The 20,996-nt window shown below is 58.2% G+C and carries 21 protein-coding genes and 4 tRNA genes; 18 read left to right on the top strand and 7 right to left on the bottom strand.

The window, feature by feature from the left end:
- Positions 1-209 precede the first annotated feature (209 nt).
- The 7 genes from A8O26_RS03600 (at position 210) to A8O26_RS03570 (ending at position 6,663) form a co-directional block, all read left to right on the top strand.
- Positions 210-285: transfer RNA gene (locus tag A8O26_RS03600), tRNA-Val, on the top strand.
- Between the two features lie 56 nt (positions 286-341).
- Positions 342-418, top strand: a tRNA-Asp gene (locus A8O26_RS03595).
- 93 nt (positions 419-511) lie between these two features.
- A tRNA-Asp gene (locus A8O26_RS03590) sits at positions 512-588 on the top strand.
- Positions 589-1,088: 500 nt separating this feature from the next.
- Complete coding sequence (locus A8O26_RS03585) at positions 1,089-3,920, top strand: xanthine dehydrogenase family protein molybdopterin-binding subunit (protein WP_064116802.1); 2,832 nt, start codon at positions 1,089-1,091, stop codon at positions 3,918-3,920.
- Positions 3,913-4,452: a (2Fe-2S)-binding protein gene (locus A8O26_RS03580; protein WP_038369461.1), complete on the top strand. Its 540-nt coding sequence runs from the start codon at positions 3,913-3,915 to the stop codon at positions 4,450-4,452. Before A8O26_RS03585 ends, A8O26_RS03580 begins: the two co-directional genes overlap by 8 nt.
- Before the next feature lie 2 nt (positions 4,453-4,454).
- Positions 4,455-5,690: a c-type cytochrome gene (locus A8O26_RS03575; protein WP_064116801.1), complete on the top strand. Its 1,236-nt coding sequence runs from the start codon at positions 4,455-4,457 to the stop codon at positions 5,688-5,690.
- A gap of 1 nt (position 5,691) precedes the next feature.
- The gene (locus tag A8O26_RS03570; protein ID WP_064116800.1) at positions 5,692-6,663 is read left to right on the top strand and encodes an XdhC family protein; all 972 of its coding nucleotides are present in this window, start codon (positions 5,692-5,694) and stop codon (positions 6,661-6,663) included.
- Positions 6,664-6,703: 40 nt separating this feature from the next.
- On the opposite strand, the gene A8O26_RS03565 is transcribed toward A8O26_RS03570, so the two are convergent.
- On the bottom strand, positions 6,704-7,987 hold the full coding sequence (locus tag A8O26_RS03565; RefSeq protein ID WP_064116799.1) for an NAD(P)/FAD-dependent oxidoreductase: 1,284 nt from the start codon (positions 7,985-7,987) through the stop codon (positions 6,704-6,706).
- Positions 7,988-8,170: 183 nt separating this feature from the next.
- Between A8O26_RS03565 and A8O26_RS03560 the strand changes: the two genes are divergently transcribed.
- A tRNA-Val gene (locus A8O26_RS03560) sits at positions 8,171-8,247 on the top strand.
- A 98-nt stretch (positions 8,248-8,345) separates the two neighbouring features.
- On the opposite strand, the gene A8O26_RS29740 is transcribed toward A8O26_RS03560, so the two are convergent.
- Positions 8,346-8,489: a hypothetical protein gene (locus A8O26_RS29740; protein WP_253756670.1), complete on the bottom strand. Its 144-nt coding sequence runs from the start codon at positions 8,487-8,489 to the stop codon at positions 8,346-8,348.
- Between the two features lie 52 nt (positions 8,490-8,541).
- Positions 8,542-8,883, bottom strand: a complete 342-nt coding sequence (locus A8O26_RS03555) for a hypothetical protein (RefSeq protein WP_253756667.1) — start codon at positions 8,881-8,883, stop codon at positions 8,542-8,544.
- 404 nt (positions 8,884-9,287) lie between these two features.
- Between A8O26_RS03555 and A8O26_RS03550 the strand changes: the two genes are divergently transcribed.
- Positions 9,288-9,743 carry a DUF2214 family protein gene (locus A8O26_RS03550; protein ID WP_064116797.1) on the top strand — a complete coding sequence of 152 codons (456 nt, stop codon included), beginning with the start codon at positions 9,288-9,290 and terminating at the stop codon, positions 9,741-9,743.
- A gap of 198 nt (positions 9,744-9,941) precedes the next feature.
- Here the strand turns inward: A8O26_RS03550 and csrA are convergent, their stop codons facing one another.
- Positions 9,942-10,136, bottom strand: a complete 195-nt coding sequence (gene csrA / locus A8O26_RS03545) for a carbon storage regulator CsrA (protein ID WP_003179932.1) — start codon at positions 10,134-10,136, stop codon at positions 9,942-9,944.
- A gap of 250 nt (positions 10,137-10,386) precedes the next feature.
- On the opposite strand from csrA, the gene A8O26_RS03540 reads away from it, so the two are divergent.
- Together A8O26_RS03540 and A8O26_RS03535 are read left to right on the top strand one after the other, a co-directional pair.
- On the top strand, positions 10,387-10,755 hold the full coding sequence (locus tag A8O26_RS03540; protein ID WP_064116796.1) for an SPOR domain-containing protein: 369 nt from the start codon (positions 10,387-10,389) through the stop codon (positions 10,753-10,755).
- A gap of 87 nt (positions 10,756-10,842) precedes the next feature.
- Positions 10,843-11,754, top strand: coding sequence for a siderophore-interacting protein (locus tag A8O26_RS03535; protein ID WP_064116795.1), 912 nt, complete (start codon positions 10,843-10,845; stop codon positions 11,752-11,754).
- 54 nt (positions 11,755-11,808) lie between these two features.
- Here A8O26_RS03535 and A8O26_RS03530 read toward each other — a convergent pair whose 3' ends face one another.
- The 3 genes from A8O26_RS03530 to A8O26_RS03520 form a co-directional block, all read right to left on the bottom strand.
- Positions 11,809-12,498: an endonuclease gene (locus A8O26_RS03530; RefSeq protein ID WP_064116794.1), complete on the bottom strand. Its 690-nt coding sequence runs from the start codon at positions 12,496-12,498 to the stop codon at positions 11,809-11,811.
- A 4-nt stretch (positions 12,499-12,502) separates the two neighbouring features.
- A complete protein-coding gene (locus tag A8O26_RS03525) occupies positions 12,503-12,772 on the bottom strand; it encodes a DUF1654 domain-containing protein (protein ID WP_090282667.1) in 270 nt (89 codons plus the stop codon).
- 197 nt (positions 12,773-12,969) lie between these two features.
- Positions 12,970-14,058, bottom strand: a complete 1,089-nt coding sequence (locus A8O26_RS03520) for an asparaginase (protein ID WP_064116793.1) — start codon at positions 14,056-14,058, stop codon at positions 12,970-12,972.
- 349 nt (positions 14,059-14,407) lie between these two features.
- Between A8O26_RS03520 and A8O26_RS03515 the strand changes: the two genes are divergently transcribed.
- The 7 genes from A8O26_RS03515 (at position 14,408) to rbsD (ending at position 20,965) form a co-directional block, all read left to right on the top strand.
- Positions 14,408-14,857 (top strand): hypothetical protein, encoded by a 450-nt coding sequence (locus A8O26_RS03515; RefSeq protein ID WP_064116792.1) that lies wholly within the window; start codon positions 14,408-14,410, stop codon positions 14,855-14,857.
- A gap of 200 nt (positions 14,858-15,057) precedes the next feature.
- Positions 15,058-16,014, top strand: coding sequence for a sugar ABC transporter substrate-binding protein (locus tag A8O26_RS03510; protein ID WP_064116791.1), 957 nt, complete (start codon positions 15,058-15,060; stop codon positions 16,012-16,014).
- A gap of 56 nt (positions 16,015-16,070) precedes the next feature.
- Positions 16,071-17,624 (top strand): sugar ABC transporter ATP-binding protein, encoded by a 1,554-nt coding sequence (locus A8O26_RS03505; RefSeq protein ID WP_064116790.1) that lies wholly within the window; start codon positions 16,071-16,073, stop codon positions 17,622-17,624.
- Positions 17,621-18,598: an ABC transporter permease gene (locus tag A8O26_RS03500; protein ID WP_064116789.1), complete on the top strand. Its 978-nt coding sequence runs from the start codon at positions 17,621-17,623 to the stop codon at positions 18,596-18,598. The genes A8O26_RS03505 and A8O26_RS03500 overlap by 4 nt, the downstream gene beginning before the upstream one ends.
- A 3-nt stretch (positions 18,599-18,601) precedes the next feature.
- A complete protein-coding gene (locus A8O26_RS03495; protein ID WP_064116788.1) occupies positions 18,602-19,621 on the top strand; it encodes a LacI family DNA-binding transcriptional regulator in 1,020 nt (339 codons plus the stop codon).
- Positions 19,622-19,646: 25 nt separating this feature from the next.
- Positions 19,647-20,564, top strand: a complete 918-nt coding sequence (gene rbsK / locus A8O26_RS03490) for a ribokinase (protein ID WP_064116787.1) — start codon at positions 19,647-19,649, stop codon at positions 20,562-20,564.
- Positions 20,561-20,965, top strand: a complete 405-nt coding sequence (gene rbsD / locus A8O26_RS03485) for a D-ribose pyranase (protein WP_064116786.1) — start codon at positions 20,561-20,563, stop codon at positions 20,963-20,965. Before rbsK ends, rbsD begins: the two co-directional genes overlap by 4 nt.
- Positions 20,966-20,996 lie beyond the last annotated feature (31 nt).

Genomic DNA, 20,996 nt, shown 5'->3' with positions numbered 1-20,996 from the left:
TTTTTCTCTGAATTTGCGTTGGATGAACTGACGCCTTCGCGAGCAGGCTCGCTCCCACATTTGGAATGCATTCCCCTGTGGCAGCGGGCTTGCTCGCGAAGGCGGTCTTGCAGGATGGAAACAATTTCGTCTTTTTAAGAAAAACTTCAATCCTGCTATTGACTTAGGTTCGCTACCTGCGTAAATTTCGCGGCCTCGGAGATGCAAACGGGTGATTAGCTCAGCTGGGAGAGCGTCTGCCTTACAAGCAGAATGTCGGCGGTTCGATCCCGTCATCACCCACCACTCCCCGAGAAACTTGCTTAAGCAAGAACGTAGGCTGAAAGTGCCTGCACCGACGCGCAGCGGTAGTTCAGTCGGTTAGAATACCGGCCTGTCACGCCGGGGGTCGCGGGTTCGAGTCCCGTCCGCTGCGCCATATTTTACGAGTCAGACAAGTCTGGTTCGCGATTGCAAAGCACCGAAGCTAGCAATCAACACGAGTTACTTGAGCGCAAGCTCAAAGCGATACGCAGCGGTAGTTCAGTCGGTTAGAATACCGGCCTGTCACGCCGGGGGTCGCGGGTTCGAGTCCCGTCCGCTGCGCCATATCTGCTTCAAGGACCACTGAACGCCTTGAAGCACCGAAAACAGCCATTGGCTGGTTCGGAATCGATAGCAAAGACCCTGGTCGAAAGACCGGGGTTTTTTGTGTCTGAAATTTGGCTTTTTCTTTTTCCTTCCTGCAACACCCATCCTGAATCCGATGCAATTCCCTGTGGGAGCGAGCTTGCTCGCGAAGGCGTCTGCACATTCAAAATTTGCATCGACTGGAACAACGCTTTCGCGAGCAAGCTCGCTCCCACATGTTTATGCCCAGTTATATCTGATCTAGATGCGCTGCCACGTCGCATTGATTTTTTGATTCTTTAGTCAAATTTTTGTAACTGGTTGTTTGCTGCGAGCGCAGAAACCTTTAAAGTTAACCTTTCGGTCAGCTTTGCACTGTCAACACGCCCTTCGTTTAGCCAAGAAGGGCTTCTGCAAGACTCGAGATTCCCCAGTAGATAACCAGAAGGGCGGACGTATAACCGCCCAGAGGATGATCCATGTCCAACCGTGATATATCCCGGCGCTCGTTCCTCCAGGGCGGGCTGGTGGCGGGTGTGAGCGTCACGCTCACGCCGCTCAGCACCCAGGCGCTGGCTGCCTTGATGGAAAACAGCGTCACCGTGCCGTCCGAGAAGTGGCTCGGCAATAACGGCAAGGCGCGTCAGCGTAACGATGCACTGTCCAAGGTCTGCGGCAGCAAAGTCTTTGCCCGCGACATCCGCTCCAAGGACATGCCGGGCTGGCCTGAACAGCAAGGCCACGCCATGCTGCTGAAAACCATCAAGGCCGATCGCATTTACGACGGTTACGACCTGTCGTGGCTCGGCGCCGACTTGCAGCCGGACCGCATCGTCACCGCCGCTGACCTGGACAAGGACGGCATCGTCTTTCCGGAAGAACACGCGCCGGATCCGCTACTGCCAGAAGGCAAGGTGCCGATGTTCATCGGTCACCCGGTGGCCATCCTGATCTGGAACGACTTCGAGCGTTTCCGCCAAGCGAAGAACAAACTCAAATTCAATGACAAAGCGATTCGTTACGGTGCACAAGTGCCGTATTACGAAGGCGATCCGTATGGCAGTTTCCGCTACGTACGTGTGGGCGGCGCGACCTCGGCCGACGAGGACGAATTCGCCAGCCTGAAGGACTCGATCCTCTTTCCGATGCTGAAAAACCGGCGTCCGGTGTGGAATTCCCAGCCCAACCTGCACGGCAATCTGACCGAGCGCGGCCTGTTCTATGCTGACCGCATGAAGAAAGAGATCGATACCCCGCCGGAAAACTGGCTGGTGTTCGACGAGCGCTACAAGACCCCGTCGATCGAACCGGCAGCAATGGAGCCGGACAACGGCAACGGCTGGTACGATCCGAAAACCAAGACCCTGCATTTCGTGGTGGCGACCCAGTGCCCACTGGAAGCTGCGACCGAGACCGCAAAAATGATCTCGCCGTCGCGCTTCGGCCTCGACAACCTGAACATGCACCCGGGTTACACCGTCGGTTACGGTTCCAAAGACCACAACATCTTCGTTTACTACGCAGCCCTCGCCGCGTTGTACGGCGCCGGTGTGCCAGTGCGCTTGGCCAACGACCGCTACGAGCAGTTCCAGAGCGGCATCAAGCGTCACCCGTTCGACATCCGCTACCAATTGGCCGTGGACAAGAACGACTACAGCTTCAAGATTTTTCGCGCCGAAATGAGCGTCGACGGTGGTGGCCGGATCAACTACAGCCCTTCGGTTGCCGCTGTTGGCGCCACGGCGGCGCAGTCGATCTACTACATGCCTCAGAACGATCTGCAAGTCACCGCTTACCACTCACGTGGGGTTGAGGCAGGTTCGATGCGCGGTTACGGCACCCTGCAAAGCATGGCGGCGACCGAGATGATGGTCGACGAAATCGCCAATCGCCTCGGTGTCGATGCCATCGACTTGCGTCGCAAGAATGCTTTGCGTTCCGGCATGAAAAACACCCAGGGCGCGATTCCGGCCGGAGCGCTGCGCCTGCACGAGATTCTCGACAAGGCCTCGGTACACGAAGTCTGGAAAAACCGCGACGCGATCAAGAAACAGCGCGAAGCCGCAGACCCGGACAACTGGTATGGCGTCGGTTTCGCCATCTGCCAGAAAGACTTCGGCACCGGTTCCGAAGCGCCGATGGCCAGCATCGAATTCACCGCCGACGGTCGCATTACCCTGCGCCACATCGGTATTGAAATCGGCACCGGCATGTCCACCTCGCAAGCCCTGGTGGTTGCCGATTTCCTCGGCAGTCCGGCGCACGAAGTGAAGACTGGCGAAACCGAATGGAAGGAAATGCAGCTGATCACCAGCGGCAACCCTTACATCATGAGCCAGGCCGAACAGGACAATCTGCTGCGCAACCCGCGTTGGGTCGGCAAATTGGCCTCGGCCTCGTCGGCGACCAACTCGGCGTACTACTTCAGTCATGCCACCCGTGAAGCGGCGCGCGTGCTGTTCAACAACGGTTTGTGGCCGGCGGCCATGGAAATCTGGCGTCAGGGCCCTTACGGCGGTCAGGCCAACCCTTACGTGGTGCGTCGCGAAGATGCGCATTGGGTCGACGGCAAGCTGACGGCCAACGGCATGCAGCCGCTGAGCTTCGAAGAACTGGCCAAACGCGCTCACGAGCGTGGGCTGGTGACCGGCGCCACCGTTCACGCGTTCAACCGCTGGAGCTGGGCTGAAGCCGAATACAGCATCGACGGCGTGCGCGAACGTCTGCCGCTGGATGGTCTGGCAGTGAAATATGGCGATGGCGCGCCGAAGGCGAAAAAAGCGCTGATGAACACGGCGGGTTTCCACCTGCTGGATCGCCAGAACATCAATTACCCGGTGGTTCAACTGAACAACGCCGCGGTGACTTACTACAGCCCGGTCGCCACGCTGGTCGAGTTGAAGGTCAACAAAGGCTCGGCAGAAGTCGAAGTGCTCAACCACCATTCGTGGGTCGAGTGCGGCCGTGTGCTGGTCGAAGAATTGGTCAAGGGTCAGCTCGAAGGCGGTATCGCCATGGGCATCGGCCACGCCTTGATGGAAGAGATGCCGCTGTACGAAGGCGGGCCGGGGGAGGGTGACTGGAACTTCAACCGTTACCGTCTGCCGATGGCCCGTCACGTTGCCGTGTGGAAGCAGACCGCGGAGATTCTCCCGGCGCTGTCGCCAAGCGATCCGTCCAAAGGCATCGCCGAAGTGGTGATGATCCCGATTGTCGGTGCCATCGGTAACGCCGTGGCTCACGCCATCGGTAAACGTGTTCGCGATCTGCCAATCACTGCTACGCGCATCAAGGAGGCCCTCAATGGCTAACCGTCCGCTTCAACTGACCCTCAATGGTCAATCCGTCGGCCCGGTGGACATCCCTGATGACCTGCCGATGATCGACTACCTGCACGAATACAAAAACCTCACCGGTTCGCGTCTGGGCTGCGGCCAGGGCATCTGCCACGCCTGCGTGGTGATCGTCGACAACCCGGACGGCACCAGCGAAGAAGTGCGCACCTGTATCACTGGCGCGCATTACTTCGAAGGCAAGAAAGTCCGCACCATCGAATCTCACGCCAAGCGTGACGAGAGCGGCCAGGTCACCGAGTTGAACCCGATCCAGCAGCGCTTCGTCGACGAGTTCGCCTTCCAGTGCAGCTACTGCGCTCCGGGCTTCGTTAACGCCGCGACCGTGCTGGTTGAAAAGCTGCAACGCCAGCCGACCGTGCAAAGCAAGCTCGAACAAGTCATCGAGGACAGCCTCGGTCATCACGTCTGCCGTTGCACCGGGTACGTGCGTTACTACAACGCCACCCGCAACGTGCTGACCGATCTCGGCCTGGTCAAGGAGGGTTAAGCATGAAGCTTTTTCTGACCCGCCTGACCCTGGCGGTCGGCCTCGCTGCGCCGGTGTTGTTTGCCCACGCCGATGACCAGGTCAAGCGCGGCGAGTATCTCGCACGCGCTGCTGACTGCATGGCTTGCCACACCGCACCAGGTGGCGCGCCGTTTGCGGGCGGCCTGCCGATCGTCTCGCCGTTCGGCACGATCTACGGCACCAACATCACCCCGAGCAAGGAGCACGGCATCGGTTTGTACAACGATGACGAGTTCTTCGCGGCGCTGACCGAGGGCAAACGTCGCGATGGCGCCAATCTGTATCCGGCGATGCCGTACGCCTCGTATCACCTGATGCCGCGCGAAGATTCGGACGCGATCCATGCGTACCTGAAAACCATCGAGCCGATCGAGCGCGCCGCACCGGTCACCAGCCTGAGCTTTCCATTCAACGTGCGTCCGGGCCTGATCGGCTGGAACATGATGTACGGCAAAGCGCTGAAGCTGGAGTCGGCGGAAGGCAAAAGCGAAGCCTGGAAACGTGGCCAGTACATGGTCGAGGTGCTCGGTCACTGCGGCGAATGCCACACCCCGCGCGGTCTGCCGGGTGCTATGCAGTTGGATAAGCGCCTGACTGGCGGCATTCTCAATGGCTATCTGGCGCCGAGCCTGCTCGCTACTGATCTGGCCGCTCGCGGTTGGAACGAGCAGGATCTGAGCACGTTCCTCAAGCACGGCATGAGTGCGCAAGGGACGATGTTCAACGAGATGTTCCCGGTGTTCCACAACAGCACGCAAGGCCTGAACGATGCGGATCTGGCGGCGATGGCGACGTTCCTGCTCGGCGACAAACCGCCGGCAGCCAAAGCGCTGGTTGAAGTGCCAGTCGAGAAACTCAGCGCCAGTGCCCAGCGCGGCCAGCAGGAATACCTGAATGTCTGCGCCGGTTGCCACGCGGTCGGTGGCGAAGGCAAGCCGCACATTGCGGTGGCCATGCGCGGCAATACTACGTTGCGTCTCGAGGATCCGCGCAACCTGCTGCGGGTAATCGAGGATGGGATCGGCGAGCAGAAGTTCTCCGGGTTCGAGCATATGCAGCCGATGCCGGGTTTTGCCGACAAACTCAGTCCGGAACAGCTGACCGATCTGCTCAACTACCTGCGTCAGGGCTGGGGTGGTCAGTCCGCCGAGCTGGCAGTGAGCGAGGTGCAGAAGCTGCAAGCCGATGCACCGTCCATCGAGCACAAGGCGCACTGACATGCAGCATCTCGATCTACAGGTGGTGCGGCGGGCGCTGGAGTGGTCGGTGGCGGGGCAGCGCATCTGGCTCTGCACCGTGCTGACGACTTACGGCTCGGCACCGCGTGCGCCGGGTTCGCTGCTGGCGGTGAACGATGGCGGACAGTGGATCGGCTCGCTGTCCGGCGGCTGCGTCGAGGAAGACTTTCTCGAGCGCGTCGCCGAAGGTGCGTTTCTCGATGCGGTCAACGTCGTGCGTTACGGCGAGGGCGACGATCCGCGTTCGCGGGTCAGCCTGCCCTGCGGCGGCATCCTTGATGTGCTGGTAGAGAAATTTGACGCTGACTGCGAAGTGCAGGCGCATTTGCGTGAATTGGAGTCGGCGCTGCTCGGTCAGCGTCGCTTGATTCGCGAGGTCGATCTGGCCAGTGGTGCGCGGAGTCTGTTCGCTGATCGCGAGCAGGGTGCGCGGATCGAGCGTGAGATTGATCGGGTGCGGATTCGCGTTGGCGCGGCGCAGCGCTTGTTGCTCGCCGGTTATTCCAGCGTGGCGCAGGCGTGTGCCGAATTTGCCGTCGGCCTCGGGTTTGAAGTGATTCTCTGCGATCCGCGCGATGAGGTGCTCGAAGGCGTGGTGCTGGATGGCGTGGAAATTCGTCGGCAACTGCCGTCGGTGTTTATTGCTGATGGTGGCTGTCATCGTGATACGGCGGTCGTGGCGTTAACGCATGATCCACGTATCGACGATCTGGCGATGATGGAAGCGGTGCGCACTGAAGCCTTTTACATCGGCGTGATGGGTTCGCTGCAGACATCGCAGAAACGTTTCGAGCGGTTGCGTCGGATCGGCGGTCTGGGCGAGGCTGAGTTGGCGCGTATTCATGCGCCGATCGGCCTTAACCTGGGTAGCAAGACGCCGGCGGAAATTGCTCTGGCGGTGCTGGCGGATATCCTGCGGATTCGCAGCGGGATTGCTCGGGATCAGCTTTAAGAGTTGTGCAATGAAAAGGGCCGCTATCAGCGGCCCTTTTTTACATCCCGAATTTGTCGCGCAAGCCGTAATACCAAGCACCCAACGCTGCAAATGGTGTTCGCAGCAATTGGCCGCCGGGGAACGGATAGTGGGGCAAATCGGCAAACGCATCAAAGCGTTCAGCCTGACCGCGTAACGCCTCAGCCAGCACCTTGCCCGCCAAGTGTGTGTACGTCACGCCATGGCCACTGCAACCCTGCGAATAATAGATGTTGTCGCCCAGGCGCCCAACTTGTGGCAAGCGCGACAACGTCAGCAGGAAATTACCCGTCCAGGCGTAATCAATCTTCACATCCTTGAGCTGCGGAAACGCCTTGAGCATTTTCGGACGGATGATCGCCTCGATGTTCGCCGGATCCCGCGCGCCATAAACAACGCCGCCGCCGAAGATCAGGCGTTTGTCGCCAGTCAGACGGTAATAGTCGAGCAGGTAGTTGCAGTCTTCGACGCAGTAATCCTGCGGCAGCAACGTTTTCGCCAGCTCGTCACCCAGTGGCTCGGTGGTGATCACCTGCGTGCCGCACGGCATCGATTTGGCCGCCAGTTCCGGCACCAGGTTGCCGAGGTAGGCATTACCGGCAACGATGATGAATTTGGCCCTGACCTTGCCTTGCGGGGTGTGCACGACCGGGTTGGCGCCGCGCTCGATACGCACGGCGGGCGATTGCTCATAAAGGGTGCCGCCGAGGGACTCAACCGCTGCCGCTTCGCCGAGCGCGAGGTTCAGCGGATGAATATGCCCGCCACTCATGTCGAGCATGCCGCCGACATACTGATCACACGCAACCACTTCGCGAATGCGACGCTGATCGAGCAGTTCGAGTTGCGTATGACCGAAGCGCTCCCAGAGGCGCTTCTGCGATTCAAGATGGCCCATTTGCTTGGCAGTCAGGGCGGCGAATACACCGCCGTCCTTCAGGTCGCACTGGATGTTGTACTTGGCCACGCGATCGCGAATGATCCGGCCCCCTTCGAAGGCCATCTGCCCGAGCAGTTGCGCCTGCCGGGGGCCGACGCTGCGCTCGATCACGTCAATATCGCGGCTGTAGCTGTTGACGATCTGCCCGCCATTGCGCCCCGATGCGCCGAAACCGACCTTGGCCGCCTCCAGCACGGTCACGCGAAACCCGTTCTCCAACAGGAACAGCGCCGAGGACAATCCGGTATACCCGGCGCCGATCACACAGACGTCCGTCTCCACATCATCCTGCAAGGCAGGGCGGGGCGGTACGGCATTGGCCGACGCAGCGTAATAAGACTCTGGGTAAGGGGTGTGCGCCATCCTGTAGCCTCTGTTTAATATATTTTACGAGTGCGTCGATCCTACCCGAGTTGAAAAACCTCCGCCAGCCAGCGGAAAATCTGCCTCACAGGCCGGAAATTAAATATTTTGCATATTCATAGGGTTAGGTGAAAAAAAGGTGTTGACACCCCTCCGGAATTCCGTAGAATGCCGCCTCACAGCAGGCACGTAGCTCAGTTGGTTAGAGCACCACCTTGACATGGTGGGGGTCGTTGGTTCGAGTCCAATCGCGCCTACCAAACAAAATCCGCTCTGCTGGGCGGTCTAGAAGGGCTCACCGAAAGGTGGGCCCTTTTTTGTTGTCTGCGATTTGCAAAACTTTTGCAAAACCCCCACCTCAGAACGCCAGTTCGGTGCTCACCTCAACATAGTCGATCGTCTTGTCGCCGTGTCCCTCCTGATAGTGCTTCGTCTTCTTCTCGTCCGCGTGGCCAAGCGGCGGCTGGATGTATTCCTGCGGGAAGTTCTGCTGCTCGTACAAGAGGCACCCAGGTGCCAACCATAACGAGTCGGGGCAGGGGGGGGGGGCGTTTTCAATCCGGCTCCGGGCATTTGAAGTGCCATGAGTAGACCTTCATATCCTTGATCTCTTCCCCGACGGTACCGACACCCAGGCAGGTATTGTTTTTGGTGTAATTAAAGAGGCAGTACTGAACGCCCACGGAGCAGAATTCAATTTCAACAAAGCCTTTTCGCATGAGGATGTTTTCGACACCGTATTCACCGGAATAGGTTTTGTTGGGTTTCCAGCCATTGTTGAGCAGTGCTTTTCTTGCACTGACAAACGACATGCCTTCCTTGATGGGGGCGTTGGTCGCGCTGGCGAAGAAGCTGATGCAACACAAGAAGCTGATGAGCAGTGTTTGTCGTCTCAATTTTTACCGTCCGTGTAAATTTGCGCCCGAATAATCCTCTTGGGCTGAAGTGGTGGTCAACAATTCTTACAGCAATTGGATGGTCGATTTTTGACCGTCTGTCGCCAGCGACCTTCTAAATAGTGTGGATATTGAATGACTTACGATAATTTTTAACTGACCGGTTATCAAAAATAAGTTGTTGCGCGGCCATTGATTCAGTAAGATCCGCCCCGCGTTCACCACCACGGTTTATGCATTTTTAAATCCCAAGCTTCCATCAGCTGCTTGGGATTTTTTTTGCCTGCGATTTGGCTCTCTTCCCTCAATACGTTTAGCGACGGTCTGTCCGTTACGGGCAAGTCCCTGCTTTTTCGACTACTACTGACTGGCCGATTTTCAACTCTCTATAAAGGAGTATGTCGATGCTGGTTCACTGGTCTCTTGCAGCGGTTCATCTATTGGCTTTTGCCTTGGCTTTCTGGGCAGTGCTGACTCGCGGTACGGCGTTCAGCCGCCTCGCTGCCGGGACGGGGGAGGCTGGGCGAGTTTTGCTCGCTGACAATATCTGGGGGATTTCAGCGCTGATCCTGCTGGTCACGGGTGGGATGCGAGCGTTTGGCGGGTACGAAAAGGGCACTGACTATTATCTTCATCAGCCACTGTTCCATTTGAAGATGACGTTGTTCGTGCTGATTTTGCTGGTAGAGCTCGCGCCGATGATCACATTGATCAAGTGGCGGATTGCGTTGGGGCGGGGCCGAACGCTCGATACCGGGCGCACAAAGTTGTATGCGCGGATCAGTCATTTCGAGGCGTTGCTGATGGTGCTGATGGTGATCGCGGCCACTGGCATGGCCCGAGGTGTGACATTTGGTTAGGAGGGCGCGCTTCTCTGTGTTCTCTCGGAAACGTCCTACATCCAGTCCTGAGAATGCTAGGTAGTATCGACGCTCAGGGGGTTGTGACAATGTCAGGCGCCGTGCCCAGTGAGGTGGGGAGCGGGTGGCAATACGGCGCGTGAATCTTTAGCCAGTCATTACACAGGTAAACGAACTGGCTAGTGACTGCGATGCGGTTCAGGGCGTTTGTGGCTTGTCCGGGGCGGTCAGGCCAGCTTGAATGCGCTGATAAATCTCTTCACGGTGCACGGCAACGTTTTTCGGGGCGTTGATGCCGATGCGGACTTGTTGGCCGCTTACGCCGAGGATGGTGATCGTAATGTCATCACCAATATTTATGCTTTCACCGACTTTGCGGGTGAGTATCAGCATGGTCTTCTCCTTGATTGCTTTGTAGGGCACCTGATTCAGACAGTGCAGAGGTCGGTGGTACGTATAGATTAGTGCGAAGTCTCACGGTTTGGGTGCCTCTTTCTGACGCGCAGACGCGGCATTAATTCCCAGGGCGTAACTATACAGAGGCTGCATTCATCAATCTCGTTGTTTTGTGCCCATTTTGCGGGGCTCGCGAAGTATTTATGAATGATAAGATCGCCGCTTTGAGAATTCCGAGGAAAGTGTTGTGCGCAAATTGGTCTGGGTCATCGCGGCACTGGTGTTGGCAGGATGTGGTGAAGGCAAGCGTGTAGACGTGCAGAAACCGAAAGCGGCAGTTGCCACGTCGCCTGCAGCGGCTGCCACCCCGCAGTGGGATCTTGAGGTGCGCGGTGAAACGCCTCAGGCAGTGAGCGACTTGAGCGGCTGGTTGATCGAGCACGCTTTCGTGCCAACCGTGATCAAGGACGGTAACGGTAAAACGCGGATTCTGATCGGCCCGTTCAACTCCCAGGCGGAAGCCGAGGCGCGGAAGGTGCAAGTGGATGCGGCATTGGTGAAAGCCAAAAAGCAGAACGTTGAATCGGTGTTGATCGAGCATCCGATCACGCCATAAGCACTCCATTCGGCGGAGCTGCCTAAAGGCAATCAAGCGCGATTCGTTCCTATTGGAGTCGTTGTTGATTTCCAGAAGGAGCTCCCCATGGCCTCCGCCAATCCGTACAAACTCTTCGATGTCACTTTGCATCGTAAAACCCAGCTAAGTCCGCACATGATGCGGATTACGCTTGCTGGTCCGTCGGCCCACGAAATGGCTACCTGGGCGCCAGATCAGCGGGTGAAGCTGTTTTTCCCGGCGGCAGACGGTTCGCAGTCAAAGCTCTCCCAAGAGGATGGCTGGTACGCGCGATTCAAGGCGATGCTGGTCGACCGACGCCCCGCCATGCGCACCTACACCATCCGCCATCTGCGCGCGGAACAGGGCGAGGTGGATATCGATTTTGTTCTGCACGGTGAAACCGGTCCGGCCTCGCGTTGGGCGTTGCGCGCCCAGCCGGGGGACTCGATGCAGATTCTCGCTCCTGAGCGAGGTTTTTCCGCGCAGCAAGCCGGTGGCTTCGAATGGAAACCGCCACAAGCCCTCAAGCAGTTACTGCTGGTTGCCGATGCAACAGCGTTACCGGCGGCGTTGGGTATTCTGGATGAGTTGGTAGCGCTCGCTGAGCCGCCGAAAACGCAGGCATTCTTTGAAGTCGACAGCGCGCAGGACATGCTGGCCGTACCTGACTGGCCCGGATTGACGGTGCAATGGCTGGTGCGCGATCAGGCCAATGCGACGGTTGCCGGAACCCTGATGGTGGACGCCGTGCGTCAGGCGACATTGCCCGTCCATGCGTCTTTGGCGGGGCAGACCACAGAGTTGGCCGAGGTCGATATCGATAAAGACATTCTTTGGGAAATCACCGATACGGCGACTGACGGATTCTATGGCTGGATCGCCGGAGAAAGCGCGGCGGTCATGAGCCTGCGCAAATACCTGATCAAGGACTGCGGCATCGCGCGCGAATCGCTCAACCTGATGGGCTACTGGCGCTACAACAAACCTGGCAGTTGAGTACAAAAAAGGCCTCGAACATGACGTTCGAGGCCTTTTGTTTTGGGCGTTCGATCAGCCGCAGGCTTTCATATTCACCGGGCCGACAAACTCGTTGCCGCGCCCCATCACGCACGCCACGCTTTGGTTGCGCTGGCGCTCCCAGTCCTGCACCGGGTAAGTCTTGTCCCAGGCCTCATACAATTGCCGGTCCTGCTTCGACAGGCGCAAGCCGTATTGCTTGCTCATGTAGAAATATGTGCGGGCAATCATGCCGCGAATCGAAGGGCGAGGCATGACCTTCTTGGTTTTGAAGTCGACCTGCGTCAAGCACGATCCGTACTGTCCGGATTGCACCGGCAGCCAACCGTAACTGAAGTTGCTGCGATCGCCATTGACCTCGCCAATGCTCGGCACCAGATTGTGCAGATCGGCTTCGGCCTTTTGATAGCTCGGGTCGTAGCGCGTGCAGTTTTTGCGTCCGCCGTCCTGCCAGCATTGACGCTGATGACCGAATTGCCAGGCCGGGACAATGTGTTCCCATTCGATGCGTGAGGCCCGTTTGGCGTTCTTGCGTGGCACATAACCGCAAGCCTTCAAATCAACCTTGTTGCCGGTGTATTTGCACCCGCAATAAAACTCGGTTGACTGCGGTGCATAGAGTTTCCAGGCGACCTTTTTGGCTTCGGAGAATGTGCGAGGGGCGCCGGCCTGGGCGCCCATGGTGATGAACAACAACAGCAATGCAAAACAGCGGACGCTCATTGAATCAATCTTCCTTCGGCACAACCCAAAAAATCTGTACGCCACCGTCGTCGCGGTAGGCGAGGGTGACGTTGTCGTTCTCGTCGATTTCCTCGAGCAGGCGCTCCCAGTCATCCATCGGCTCGTCGGGCAGGCGGAAGATCAGTGCGGCTTTGGCTTTTTGAGCGGTGGGCGAATTGATGATTTTTTGAACGCGCATACCCATGCGTTCGTAAGCGTCAGGAGCATCAGGGGAGGTGGCCACGAGGTTATCCTTATTAAGCTGTACGTGCATACAGTATTTAACTGTAAGCATTTTCGCAACTGCTTAAAATTCAAGAAAATCCTCTGACAGCGGTTTTCCGAATTTGGTGTAAGTCGTGTCGAGTTTTTTGTGGGAAAAATACGCGTGGGTTGTCAGCGAGACACCACTCGCCATGCAGGCGAGTGGTGAGCAGTTGCCCGATCGAGAATGGATCAGGCGACGGTCAATCAATATTCCCAGAACATCCGTTGCAGTTCTTTGCTGTCGTTGGTTTTGGTCAGGGCGACCATTGCCAGGATGCGAGCTTTCTGTGGGTTCAGGTCGTGGGCGACAACCCAGTCATATTTATCGTCTGGTTGTTCGGCGTTGCGCAGAACAAACCCGCCGGCATTGACGTGGGAAGAGCGGATGATCTGCACGCCGTCCTTGCGCAGAGCTTGCAGGGTCGGCACTACGCGCGAGGACACCGAGCCGTTGCCGGTGCCGGCATGGATGATCGCCTTGGCGCCGGACTGTGCCAGGGCCTTGTAGGCGGTATCGCTGACGTTGCCGTAGGAATAGGCGATTTCTACGTCAGGCAGGCTTTTGATGTTTTTGATGTCGAATTCCGAATCCATGGTGTGACGCTTGGCAGGCAAGCGGAACCAGTAGGATTTGCCTTCCACCACCATGCCCAGTGGGCCCCAGGCACTTTTGAAAGCCTCGGTCTTGATGTTGATCATTTTGCTGACGTCGCGACCGGACTGGATTTCATCGTTCATGGTCACCAGAACGCCTTTGCCGTGCGCTTCTTTGCTGCTGGCCACGGCTACGGCGTTATACAGGTTGAGCATGCCGTCGGCGGACATGGCAGTACCCGGACGCATCGAGCCAACGACGATGATCGGCTTGTCGGTTTTTTCTACCAGATTGAGGAAGTAAGCGGTTTCTTCCAGGGTATCGGTGCCATGGGTGATGACGATGCCATCGACGTCTTTGCTGTCGGCCAGTTCGGCCACGCGACGACCCAACTGCAGCAGGTTTTCGTTGGTGATGCTTTCCGAAGCGATCTGCATGACTTGTTCGCCACGCACATTGGCCAGTTTGTTCAGCTCGGGAATGCCGGCAATCAGTTGCTCGATACCCACTTTTGCAGCCTGGTAGGTGGCGCTGTTAGCGGCGCTGGCACCCGCACCGGCAATGGTGCCGCCAGTGGCGAGCACCACGACGTTGGCGAGTTTGGCCTGGGTTTCGACTTCTTTTGCCTGAAGGGCGGTGGGCAGGAGCAGGAGAAGGGCCAAAGCGCCCGGAACCAAAGTGTTGAAAGCAGATTTCATTATTTTTCTCTCTAGTAGTGAGACGGTGCTGATGCAGGTTCATCTAGATGCACCCCGAGCCGATCTGGATGCTCGAGATGCTGTGAAGGGAGCAGGATCTGTACCAGCCGTACTTTGCGTCAGAGAAATGTTTAACTTGATGATTTGCATCAAGATTTTATGAATTGGCGAATCGCGGGGAGAATCGTTTATCCGGGTTTCCGAACACAGGGCGCTTTCGCGTTCGGCTCTCCGAAAAGGACTACCGCTTTTGTCCACTGAAGCGAGTGGCGGGTTTCGGCGTTTCTGCTAAAGAAACCTTCACGCGGGCCGATGGGTGTTCAAGGAAACTTAAATTGAGGGAGTTCACATGTCACTGACGGTCGGTTTAGCAAATCCTGGCGCGGTCACCATTGGCGGCAAAACCGCAGCGACCATCAATGCATTGAGTCAGGCGGAGGCGGACGCTTCTGCCGAAGCGCTAGGCACTGAGAAAGAGCAGGGCAATCAGGTCCGAACCGGTGGTCCTGCCGCACCGGAAGACAGCAAGGCTGAAAGCGGCGACAACCTGAGCGTCACGGTCAAGATGCTGCTCAAGCGAATGCAGGAACTGCAAAAGCAACTCCAGGAGCAGCAACAACAACTGGCGGCCGCACAAGCCAAGACCTATCCGACGCCTGAGGCCAAATCGCAAGCGGTGATGTCCATTCAGGGGCAAATCGCGCAAACCAGCGCCGCGATGGCAGAAGTGGCCGGTGCACTGGTCAAGGAAATGACGAAGAATTCCACCAGCGGTAATCTGGTCAGCACCACGGTATAACCAGCGAAGGGCGAGTCAGACGATTCGCCCTACAAAAAATGACGATTGCTGATTGTTGACAAATGTCGGCGGGATTCGCATAGTTCGGTCTACGCAAACGTTTGCGCGGCTTCCCCGGCGCACTATGGCCTCGAGGAAAGCGCAGTAGCTTACGCCAGCGCAAGCGTTGCTCACAATAATCATAAGATCGGAGTGAACCCATGAAGCTGCCATTCGCTGGACGCCTTCTTGCTGTCGCTATGCTGGCTGCCACAGCCGCCGCACTACCTGTCTCCTCGGCGTTCGCCGAATCTGCTGAAAAACCCAAAGTCGCGCTGGTCATGAAGTCTCTGACCAACGAATTCTTCCTGACCATGGAAGATGGCGCCAAGGCCTACCAGAAAGAACACTCTGCCGATTTCGACCTGATCTCCAACGGCATCAAAGACGAGACCGATACCGCAGGCCAGACCCGTATCGTCGAGCAGATGATCCTCGCCAAGGTCAATGCGCTGGTCATCGCGCCTTCCGACTCCAAAGCGATGGTGCCGGTGATCAAGAAGGCCGTGGATGCCGGTATCACCGTGATCAACATCGACAACCAACTCGATCCGGCCATCGTCAAAAGCAAAAATATCAGCGTGCCCTTCGTAGGCCCGGACAACCGCAAAGGCGCGCGTCTGGTCGGTGAATACCTGGCCAAGCAGCTCAAGGCCGGTGACGAAGTCGGCATCATTGAAGGCGTGTCGACGACGACCAACGCCCAGCAGCGTACTGCAGGCTTCAAGGATGCGATGGACGCCGCGCAGATCAAGGTCGTTTCCCTGCAGTCCGGTGATTGGGAGATCGACAAAGGTAACAAGGTTGCCGCTTCGATCCTCAGCGAATACCCCGACGTCAAAGCATTGCTGGCCGGTAACGACAGCATGGCGGTAGGTGCCGTTTCCGCAGTCCGTGCCGCTGGCAAGGCCGGTCAGGTGCAGGTTGTCGGTTACGACAACATCAATGCCATCAAGCCAATGTTGAAGGACGGTCGCGTGTTGGCCACGGCTGACCAGTTTGCCGCCAGGCAAGCGGTGTTCGGCATCGAAACCGCGCTGAAAATCATCAAGGGCGAGAAAGTCGACAGCGGCGCCAACGGTGTGATCGAAACACCGGTCGAGCTGGTCACCAAGTAAGTCTTCTGGCGACACAACGGCGCTCGTCCGTCCGGGCGAGCGCATGGAGAGTTTTTATGTCAGTTTCCGCCCCGAACGCTGTCCTCTCGGTCAGCGGTATCGGTAAGACCTATGCGCAACCGGTGCTTGCCGGCATCGATCTGACGCTGATGCGCGGTGAAGTGCTGGCGCTGACCGGCGAGAATGGTGCCGGCAAAAGTACCTTGTCGAAGATCATCGGTGGTCTGGTCACGCCGACCACCGGCCAGATGCAGTTTCAGGGCAAGGACTATCGTCCGGGCAGCCGTACCCAGGCCGAAGACCTCGGCGTGCGCATGGTCATGCAAGAACTCAATCTGTTGCCGACCTTGTCGGTGGCAGAGAATCTGTTTCTCGACAATTTGCCGAGCAACGGTGGCTGGATCAGCCGCAAGCAATTGCGCAAGGCCGCTATCGAAGCCATGGCGCAAGTCGGCCTCGACGCGATCGACCCGGATACGCTGGTCGGCGAGTTGGGTATCGGGCATCAGCAGATGGTCGAAATCGCCCGTAACCTGATCGGCGATTGCCATGTGCTGATTCTCGATGAGCCGACCGCGATGCTGACCGCTCGCGAAGTCGAAATGCTCTTTGAGCAGATCACCCGATTGCAGGCGCGCGGCGTTGCGATCATCTACATTTCCCACCGCCTCGAAGAGCTTGCCCGAGTAGCTCAGCGCATTGCTGTGCTGCGTGACGGCAACCTGGTCTGCGTCGAGCCGATGGCTAATTACAACAGTGAACAACTGGTCACCCTGATGGTCGGCCGCGAACTGGGCGAACACATCGACATGGGCCCGCGCCAGATTGGCGCGCCGGCATTAACGGTCAAAGGCCTGACACGTTCGGATAAGGTTCGCGACGTGTCGTTCGAAGTGCGCGCCGGCGAGATCTTCGGGATTTCCGGGCTGATCGGGGCAGGGCGCACAGAATTGCTGCGGCTGATTTTTGGTGCCGACCTCGCTGACAGCGGCACCGTCGCACTCGGTTCGCCCGCCAAGGTGGTCAGTGTGCGTTCGCCGGTCGATGCCGTACGCAATGGCATCGCGTTGATCACCGAAGATCGCAAGGGCGAAGGTCTGCTGCTCAGCCAGTCGATCAGCGCCAATATCGCGCTGGGCAACATGCCGGAAATCTCCAGTGGCGGTGTCGTTAACAACGGCGATGAAATGGCTTTGGCGCAGCGTCAGATCGACGCCATGCGTATCCGCAGCTCAAGCCCGACGCAGCTGGTTTCAGAGCTGTCCGGCGGCAATCAGCAGAAAGTGGTGATCGGTCGTTGGCTGGAGCGTGATTGTTCGGTGCTGCTGTTCGATGAGCCAACCCGGGGTATCGACGTTGGCGCCAAATTCGACATCTATAACTTGCTCGGCGAATTGACGCGCCAGGGCAAAGCGCTGGTGGTGGTGTCCAGTGACCTGCGTGAACTGATGCTGATCTGCGACCGCATCGGCGTGCTGTCGGCGGGGCGTCTGATCGACACCTTCGAGCGCGATAGCTGGACCCAGGATGATTTGCTTGCCGCCGCGTTCGCCGGCTACCAAAAACGTGATGCGTTGCTCAATGAAGCGGCGCCTAGGGATCTCCCATGAAAACTGCATCTTCTGCCGGCAAACGTAGTGGCAATTTCTACGGCCTGGGCACCTATCTGGGCCTGGCCGGTGCCTTGTTGGCAATGATTGCGCTGTTCTCGGTCTTGAGCAGCCACTTTCTGTCCTATAACACCTTCAGCACGCTGGCCAACCAGATTCCGGATTTGATGGTCCTGGCGGTCGGCATGACCTTCGTGCTGATCATCGGCGGCATCGACCTTTCGGTGGGTTCGGTGCTGGCGCTTGCTGCTTCGACGGTCAGCGTGGCGATTCTTGGCTGGGGCTGGGGCGTGTTGCCCTCGGCGTTGCTCGGCATGGCGGTGGCGGCACTGGCCGGCACGGTTACCGGTTCGATCACTGTGGCCTGGCGGATTCCATCGTTCATCGTCTCCCTCGGCGTGCTGGAAATGGCCCGCGGTCTGGCCTATCAAATGACCGGGTCGCGCACGGCGTACATCGGTGATTCGTTCGCCTGGCTGTCGAACCCGGTTGCATTCGGTATCTCGCCGTCGTTCATCATTGCCTTGCTGGTGATCATCATTGCCCAGGCAGTGCTGACCCGAACGGTGTTCGGTCGCTACCTGATCGGCATCGGTACCAACGAAGAAGCCGTACGTCTGGCCGGGATCAATCCCAAGCCTTACAAGATTCTGGTGTTCAGCCTGATGGGCCTGCTCGCCGGTATCGCTGCGCTGTTTCAGATTTCCCGCCTGGAAGCAGCAGACCCGAATGCCGGCTCCGGTCTCGAGTTGCAAGTGATTGCCGCAGTGGTCATTGGCGGTACCAGTCTGATGGGTGGGCGTGGTTCGGTGATCAGTACGTTTTTTGGTGTGTTGATCATTTCCGTACTGGCGGCCGGGCTGGCGCAGATCGGCGCTACTGAGCCGACCAAACGCATCATCACCGGCGCCGTGATCGTCATCGCTGTGGTACTCGACACGTATCGCAGTCAACGCGCCAGTCGCCGGGGCTAAGACATGGCAACGATCAAGGATGTAGCGGCGCTCGCGGGGATTTCCTACACCACCGTCTCCCATGTGGTGAACAACACTCGGCCGGTCAGTCAGCAAGTGCGGCTTAAAGTCGAAGCGGCGATCAAGAGCCTCGACTACGTCCCGAGTGCCGTGGCGCGCTCGCTGAAAGCCAAGACCACCGCCACCATCGGTCTGCTGGTGCCGAACAGTCTCAACCCGTACTTCGCGGAGCTGGCGCGCGGCATCGAGGATTATTGCGAGCGTAACGGCTACTGCGTGATCCTCTGCAACTCCGACGACAATCCGGAAAAGCAACGCAGCTATTTACGTGTGCTCCTGGAAAAACGCATCGACGGTTTGATCGTTGCCTCGGCGGGCGGCGACAGTGGCCTGGCGCAAGGTTTGGCAGGGGTTAAAACGCCGATGGTCATCGTCGACCGAGGCCTCGAAGGGGTCGATGCCGATCTGGTGCGCATCGACCACGAGTACGGCGCCTACCTGGCGACCCGTCATCTGCTGGAATTGGGCCATCGCGATATCGCCACCATCGGCGGTCCGGCGAGCACCAGCGTGGCGCAGATGCGTCAGGCCGGTTATTGCCGGGCGCTGAAAGAGGCGGGCATCGACATCCAGCCAGCACGCATGCTGGAAAGTGATTTCACCAGCACCGGCGGTTACAACGCGGCGGCGACGCTGCTCGAAAGCAATCCGCCGAGTGCGATTTTTGCCGGTAACGACATGATCGGCATCGGTGTTCTGCGCGCCGCCGCTGAGCGTAACGTGCGCGTACCAAGCGAACTATCGGTGATCGGCTTCGACGATATCCAGATGAGCCGTTATGTGTACCCGGCATTGACCACTGTCGGCCAGTCGATCCTGCAACTGGGTGAGATGGCCGCAGAAGTATTACTGCGCAGAATCGCAACACCGAACCTGGGCACTGATCAACGCATCGTGACCCCGAGTATTGTCCTGCGCGAATCGACTGCGCCGCTGTCCGGCGTGTTCACCGAATACCGCTGAAAACCGAATTGACGAGTACTGATGTATGCCAGCAAATGTAGTGGTAATAGGCAGCCTGAACATGGATCTGGTGACTCGGGCGCCACGGCTGCCGCGAGGCGGTGAAACGCTGATCGGTCATTCCTTCACCACCGTGTCCGGTGGCAAGGGCGCCAATCAGGCTGTGGCTGCGGCCCGCCTGGGCGCACACGTGGCGATGGTTGGCTGCGTTGGCAACGACGACTATGGCGTGCAATTGCGTGATGCGTTGCTGGCCGAGCAGATCGACTGTCAGGCGGTGAGCATCGTCGACGACTCCAGTGGTGTCGCGTTGATCGTGGTGGATGACAACAGTCAGAACGCCATTGTCATCGTTGCCGGTGCCAACGGCGCAATGACGCCTGCGGTGATCGATCGCTTCGATGCCGTGCTGCAAAACGCGGACGTGATCATCTGCCAGCTCGAGATTCCTGATGCGACGGTGGGGTATGCGCTCAAGCGCGCGCGTGCGTTGGGCAAAACTGTCATCCTCAATCCGGCGCCTGCCAGCCGCCCATTGCCGGCAGACTGGTTCGCGGCGATCGATTATCTGATCCCCAACGAAAGTGAAGCCGCCGCGTTGAGCGGGCTGCCAGTCGACTCGTTGCAAACCGCAGAAAGTGCCGCCAGTCATCTGATCAGTTTGGGCGCGGGCAAAGTCATCATCACCCTCGGCGCCGAAGGTTCGTTGTTTGCCAACGGTAAAGGTTTCGAGCATTTTCCGGCACCGAAAGTGAAGGCCGTGGATACCACGGCGGCCGGGGATACCTTCGTCGGTGGTTTTGCCGCTGCGCTGGCGAGTGGTAAATCCGAGGCCGAAGCGATTCGCTATGGGCAGATCGCTGCCGCGTTGTCAGTCACCCACGCTGGTGCACAGCCTTCCATTCCTAATATGTCCGACGTACAGGCGTTTAAACCCGCATGAAAAAAACTCCTCTGCTCAACGTCGCGTTGTCGCGACTGATCGCGTCCCTGGGCCATGGCGACATGGTGGTCATCGGTGATGCCGGGTTGCCCGTGCCTCCCGGTGTCGAGTTGATCGATCTGGCGCTGACTCACGGTGTGCCTGATTTTGTCAGCACCCTCAACGTCATCCTCAGCGAAATGCAGGTGGAAAGCCATGCGCTGGCCAAGGAGATCTTCGACAAGCAACCGACCGCGCTGAGTACGCTGGACGCGTTAAATGAAGAGGGTGCACTGGGTCGTCGTGACTTGCTCAGTCATGAACAATTCAAAGTTCTCAGCCGCCAGGCTCGGGCGATTGTCCGTACCGGTGAGTGCCAGCCGTACTGCAACATCGTGCTGGTTGCCGGGGTTACCTTTTAATTTTTGATTTCACCTGCACAAGGAATGCGCC

This window comes from Pseudomonas fluorescens (assembly GCF_001648775.1).
In the GTDB taxonomy this organism is placed as follows: domain Bacteria; phylum Pseudomonadota; class Gammaproteobacteria; order Pseudomonadales; family Pseudomonadaceae; genus Aquipseudomonas; species Aquipseudomonas fluorescens_M.
Note: the sequence above shows the minus strand (reverse complement) of the source record. Positions and strands in the feature narration are given on the sequence as shown.

Excerpts from the sequence above, each read along its gene's own strand:
- A8O26_RS03500 (WP_064116789.1), top strand. The coding sequence starts at position 17,621 with ATGAAAACTGCATCTTCTGCCGGCAAACGTAGTGGCAATTTCTACGGC.
- A8O26_RS03565 (WP_064116799.1), bottom strand. The coding sequence starts at position 7,987 with ATGGCGCACACCCCTTACCCAGAGTCTTATTACGCTGCGTCGGCCAAT.
- A8O26_RS03585 (WP_064116802.1), top strand. The coding sequence starts at position 1,089 with ATGTCCAACCGTGATATATCCCGGCGCTCGTTCCTCCAGGGCGGGCTG.
- A8O26_RS03515 (WP_064116792.1), top strand. The coding sequence starts at position 14,408 with ATGTCACTGACGGTCGGTTTAGCAAATCCTGGCGCGGTCACCATTGGC.
- A8O26_RS03495 (WP_064116788.1), top strand. The coding sequence starts at position 18,602 with ATGGCAACGATCAAGGATGTAGCGGCGCTCGCGGGGATTTCCTACACC.
- A8O26_RS03530 (WP_064116794.1), bottom strand. The coding sequence starts at position 12,498 with ATGAGCGTCCGCTGTTTTGCATTGCTGTTGTTGTTCATCACCATGGGC.
- A8O26_RS03505 (WP_064116790.1), top strand. The coding sequence starts at position 16,071 with ATGTCAGTTTCCGCCCCGAACGCTGTCCTCTCGGTCAGCGGTATCGGT.
- A8O26_RS03575 (WP_064116801.1), top strand. The coding sequence starts at position 4,455 with ATGAAGCTTTTTCTGACCCGCCTGACCCTGGCGGTCGGCCTCGCTGCG.
- A8O26_RS03570 (WP_064116800.1), top strand. The coding sequence starts at position 5,692 with ATGCAGCATCTCGATCTACAGGTGGTGCGGCGGGCGCTGGAGTGGTCG.
- A8O26_RS03580 (WP_038369461.1), top strand. The coding sequence starts at position 3,913 with ATGGCTAACCGTCCGCTTCAACTGACCCTCAATGGTCAATCCGTCGGC.
- rbsK (WP_064116787.1), top strand. The coding sequence starts at position 19,647 with ATGCCAGCAAATGTAGTGGTAATAGGCAGCCTGAACATGGATCTGGTG.
- A8O26_RS03520 (WP_064116793.1), bottom strand. The coding sequence starts at position 14,058 with ATGAAATCTGCTTTCAACACTTTGGTTCCGGGCGCTTTGGCCCTTCTC.
- csrA (WP_003179932.1), bottom strand. The coding sequence starts at position 10,136 with ATGCTGATACTCACCCGCAAAGTCGGTGAAAGCATAAATATTGGTGAT.
- A8O26_RS03550 (WP_064116797.1), top strand. The coding sequence starts at position 9,288 with ATGCTGGTTCACTGGTCTCTTGCAGCGGTTCATCTATTGGCTTTTGCC.
- A8O26_RS03535 (WP_064116795.1), top strand. The coding sequence starts at position 10,843 with ATGGCCTCCGCCAATCCGTACAAACTCTTCGATGTCACTTTGCATCGT.
- rbsD (WP_064116786.1), top strand. The coding sequence starts at position 20,561 with ATGAAAAAAACTCCTCTGCTCAACGTCGCGTTGTCGCGACTGATCGCG.
- A8O26_RS03510 (WP_064116791.1), top strand. The coding sequence starts at position 15,058 with ATGAAGCTGCCATTCGCTGGACGCCTTCTTGCTGTCGCTATGCTGGCT.
- A8O26_RS03525 (WP_090282667.1), bottom strand. The coding sequence starts at position 12,772 with ATGCACGTACAGCTTAATAAGGATAACCTCGTGGCCACCTCCCCTGAT.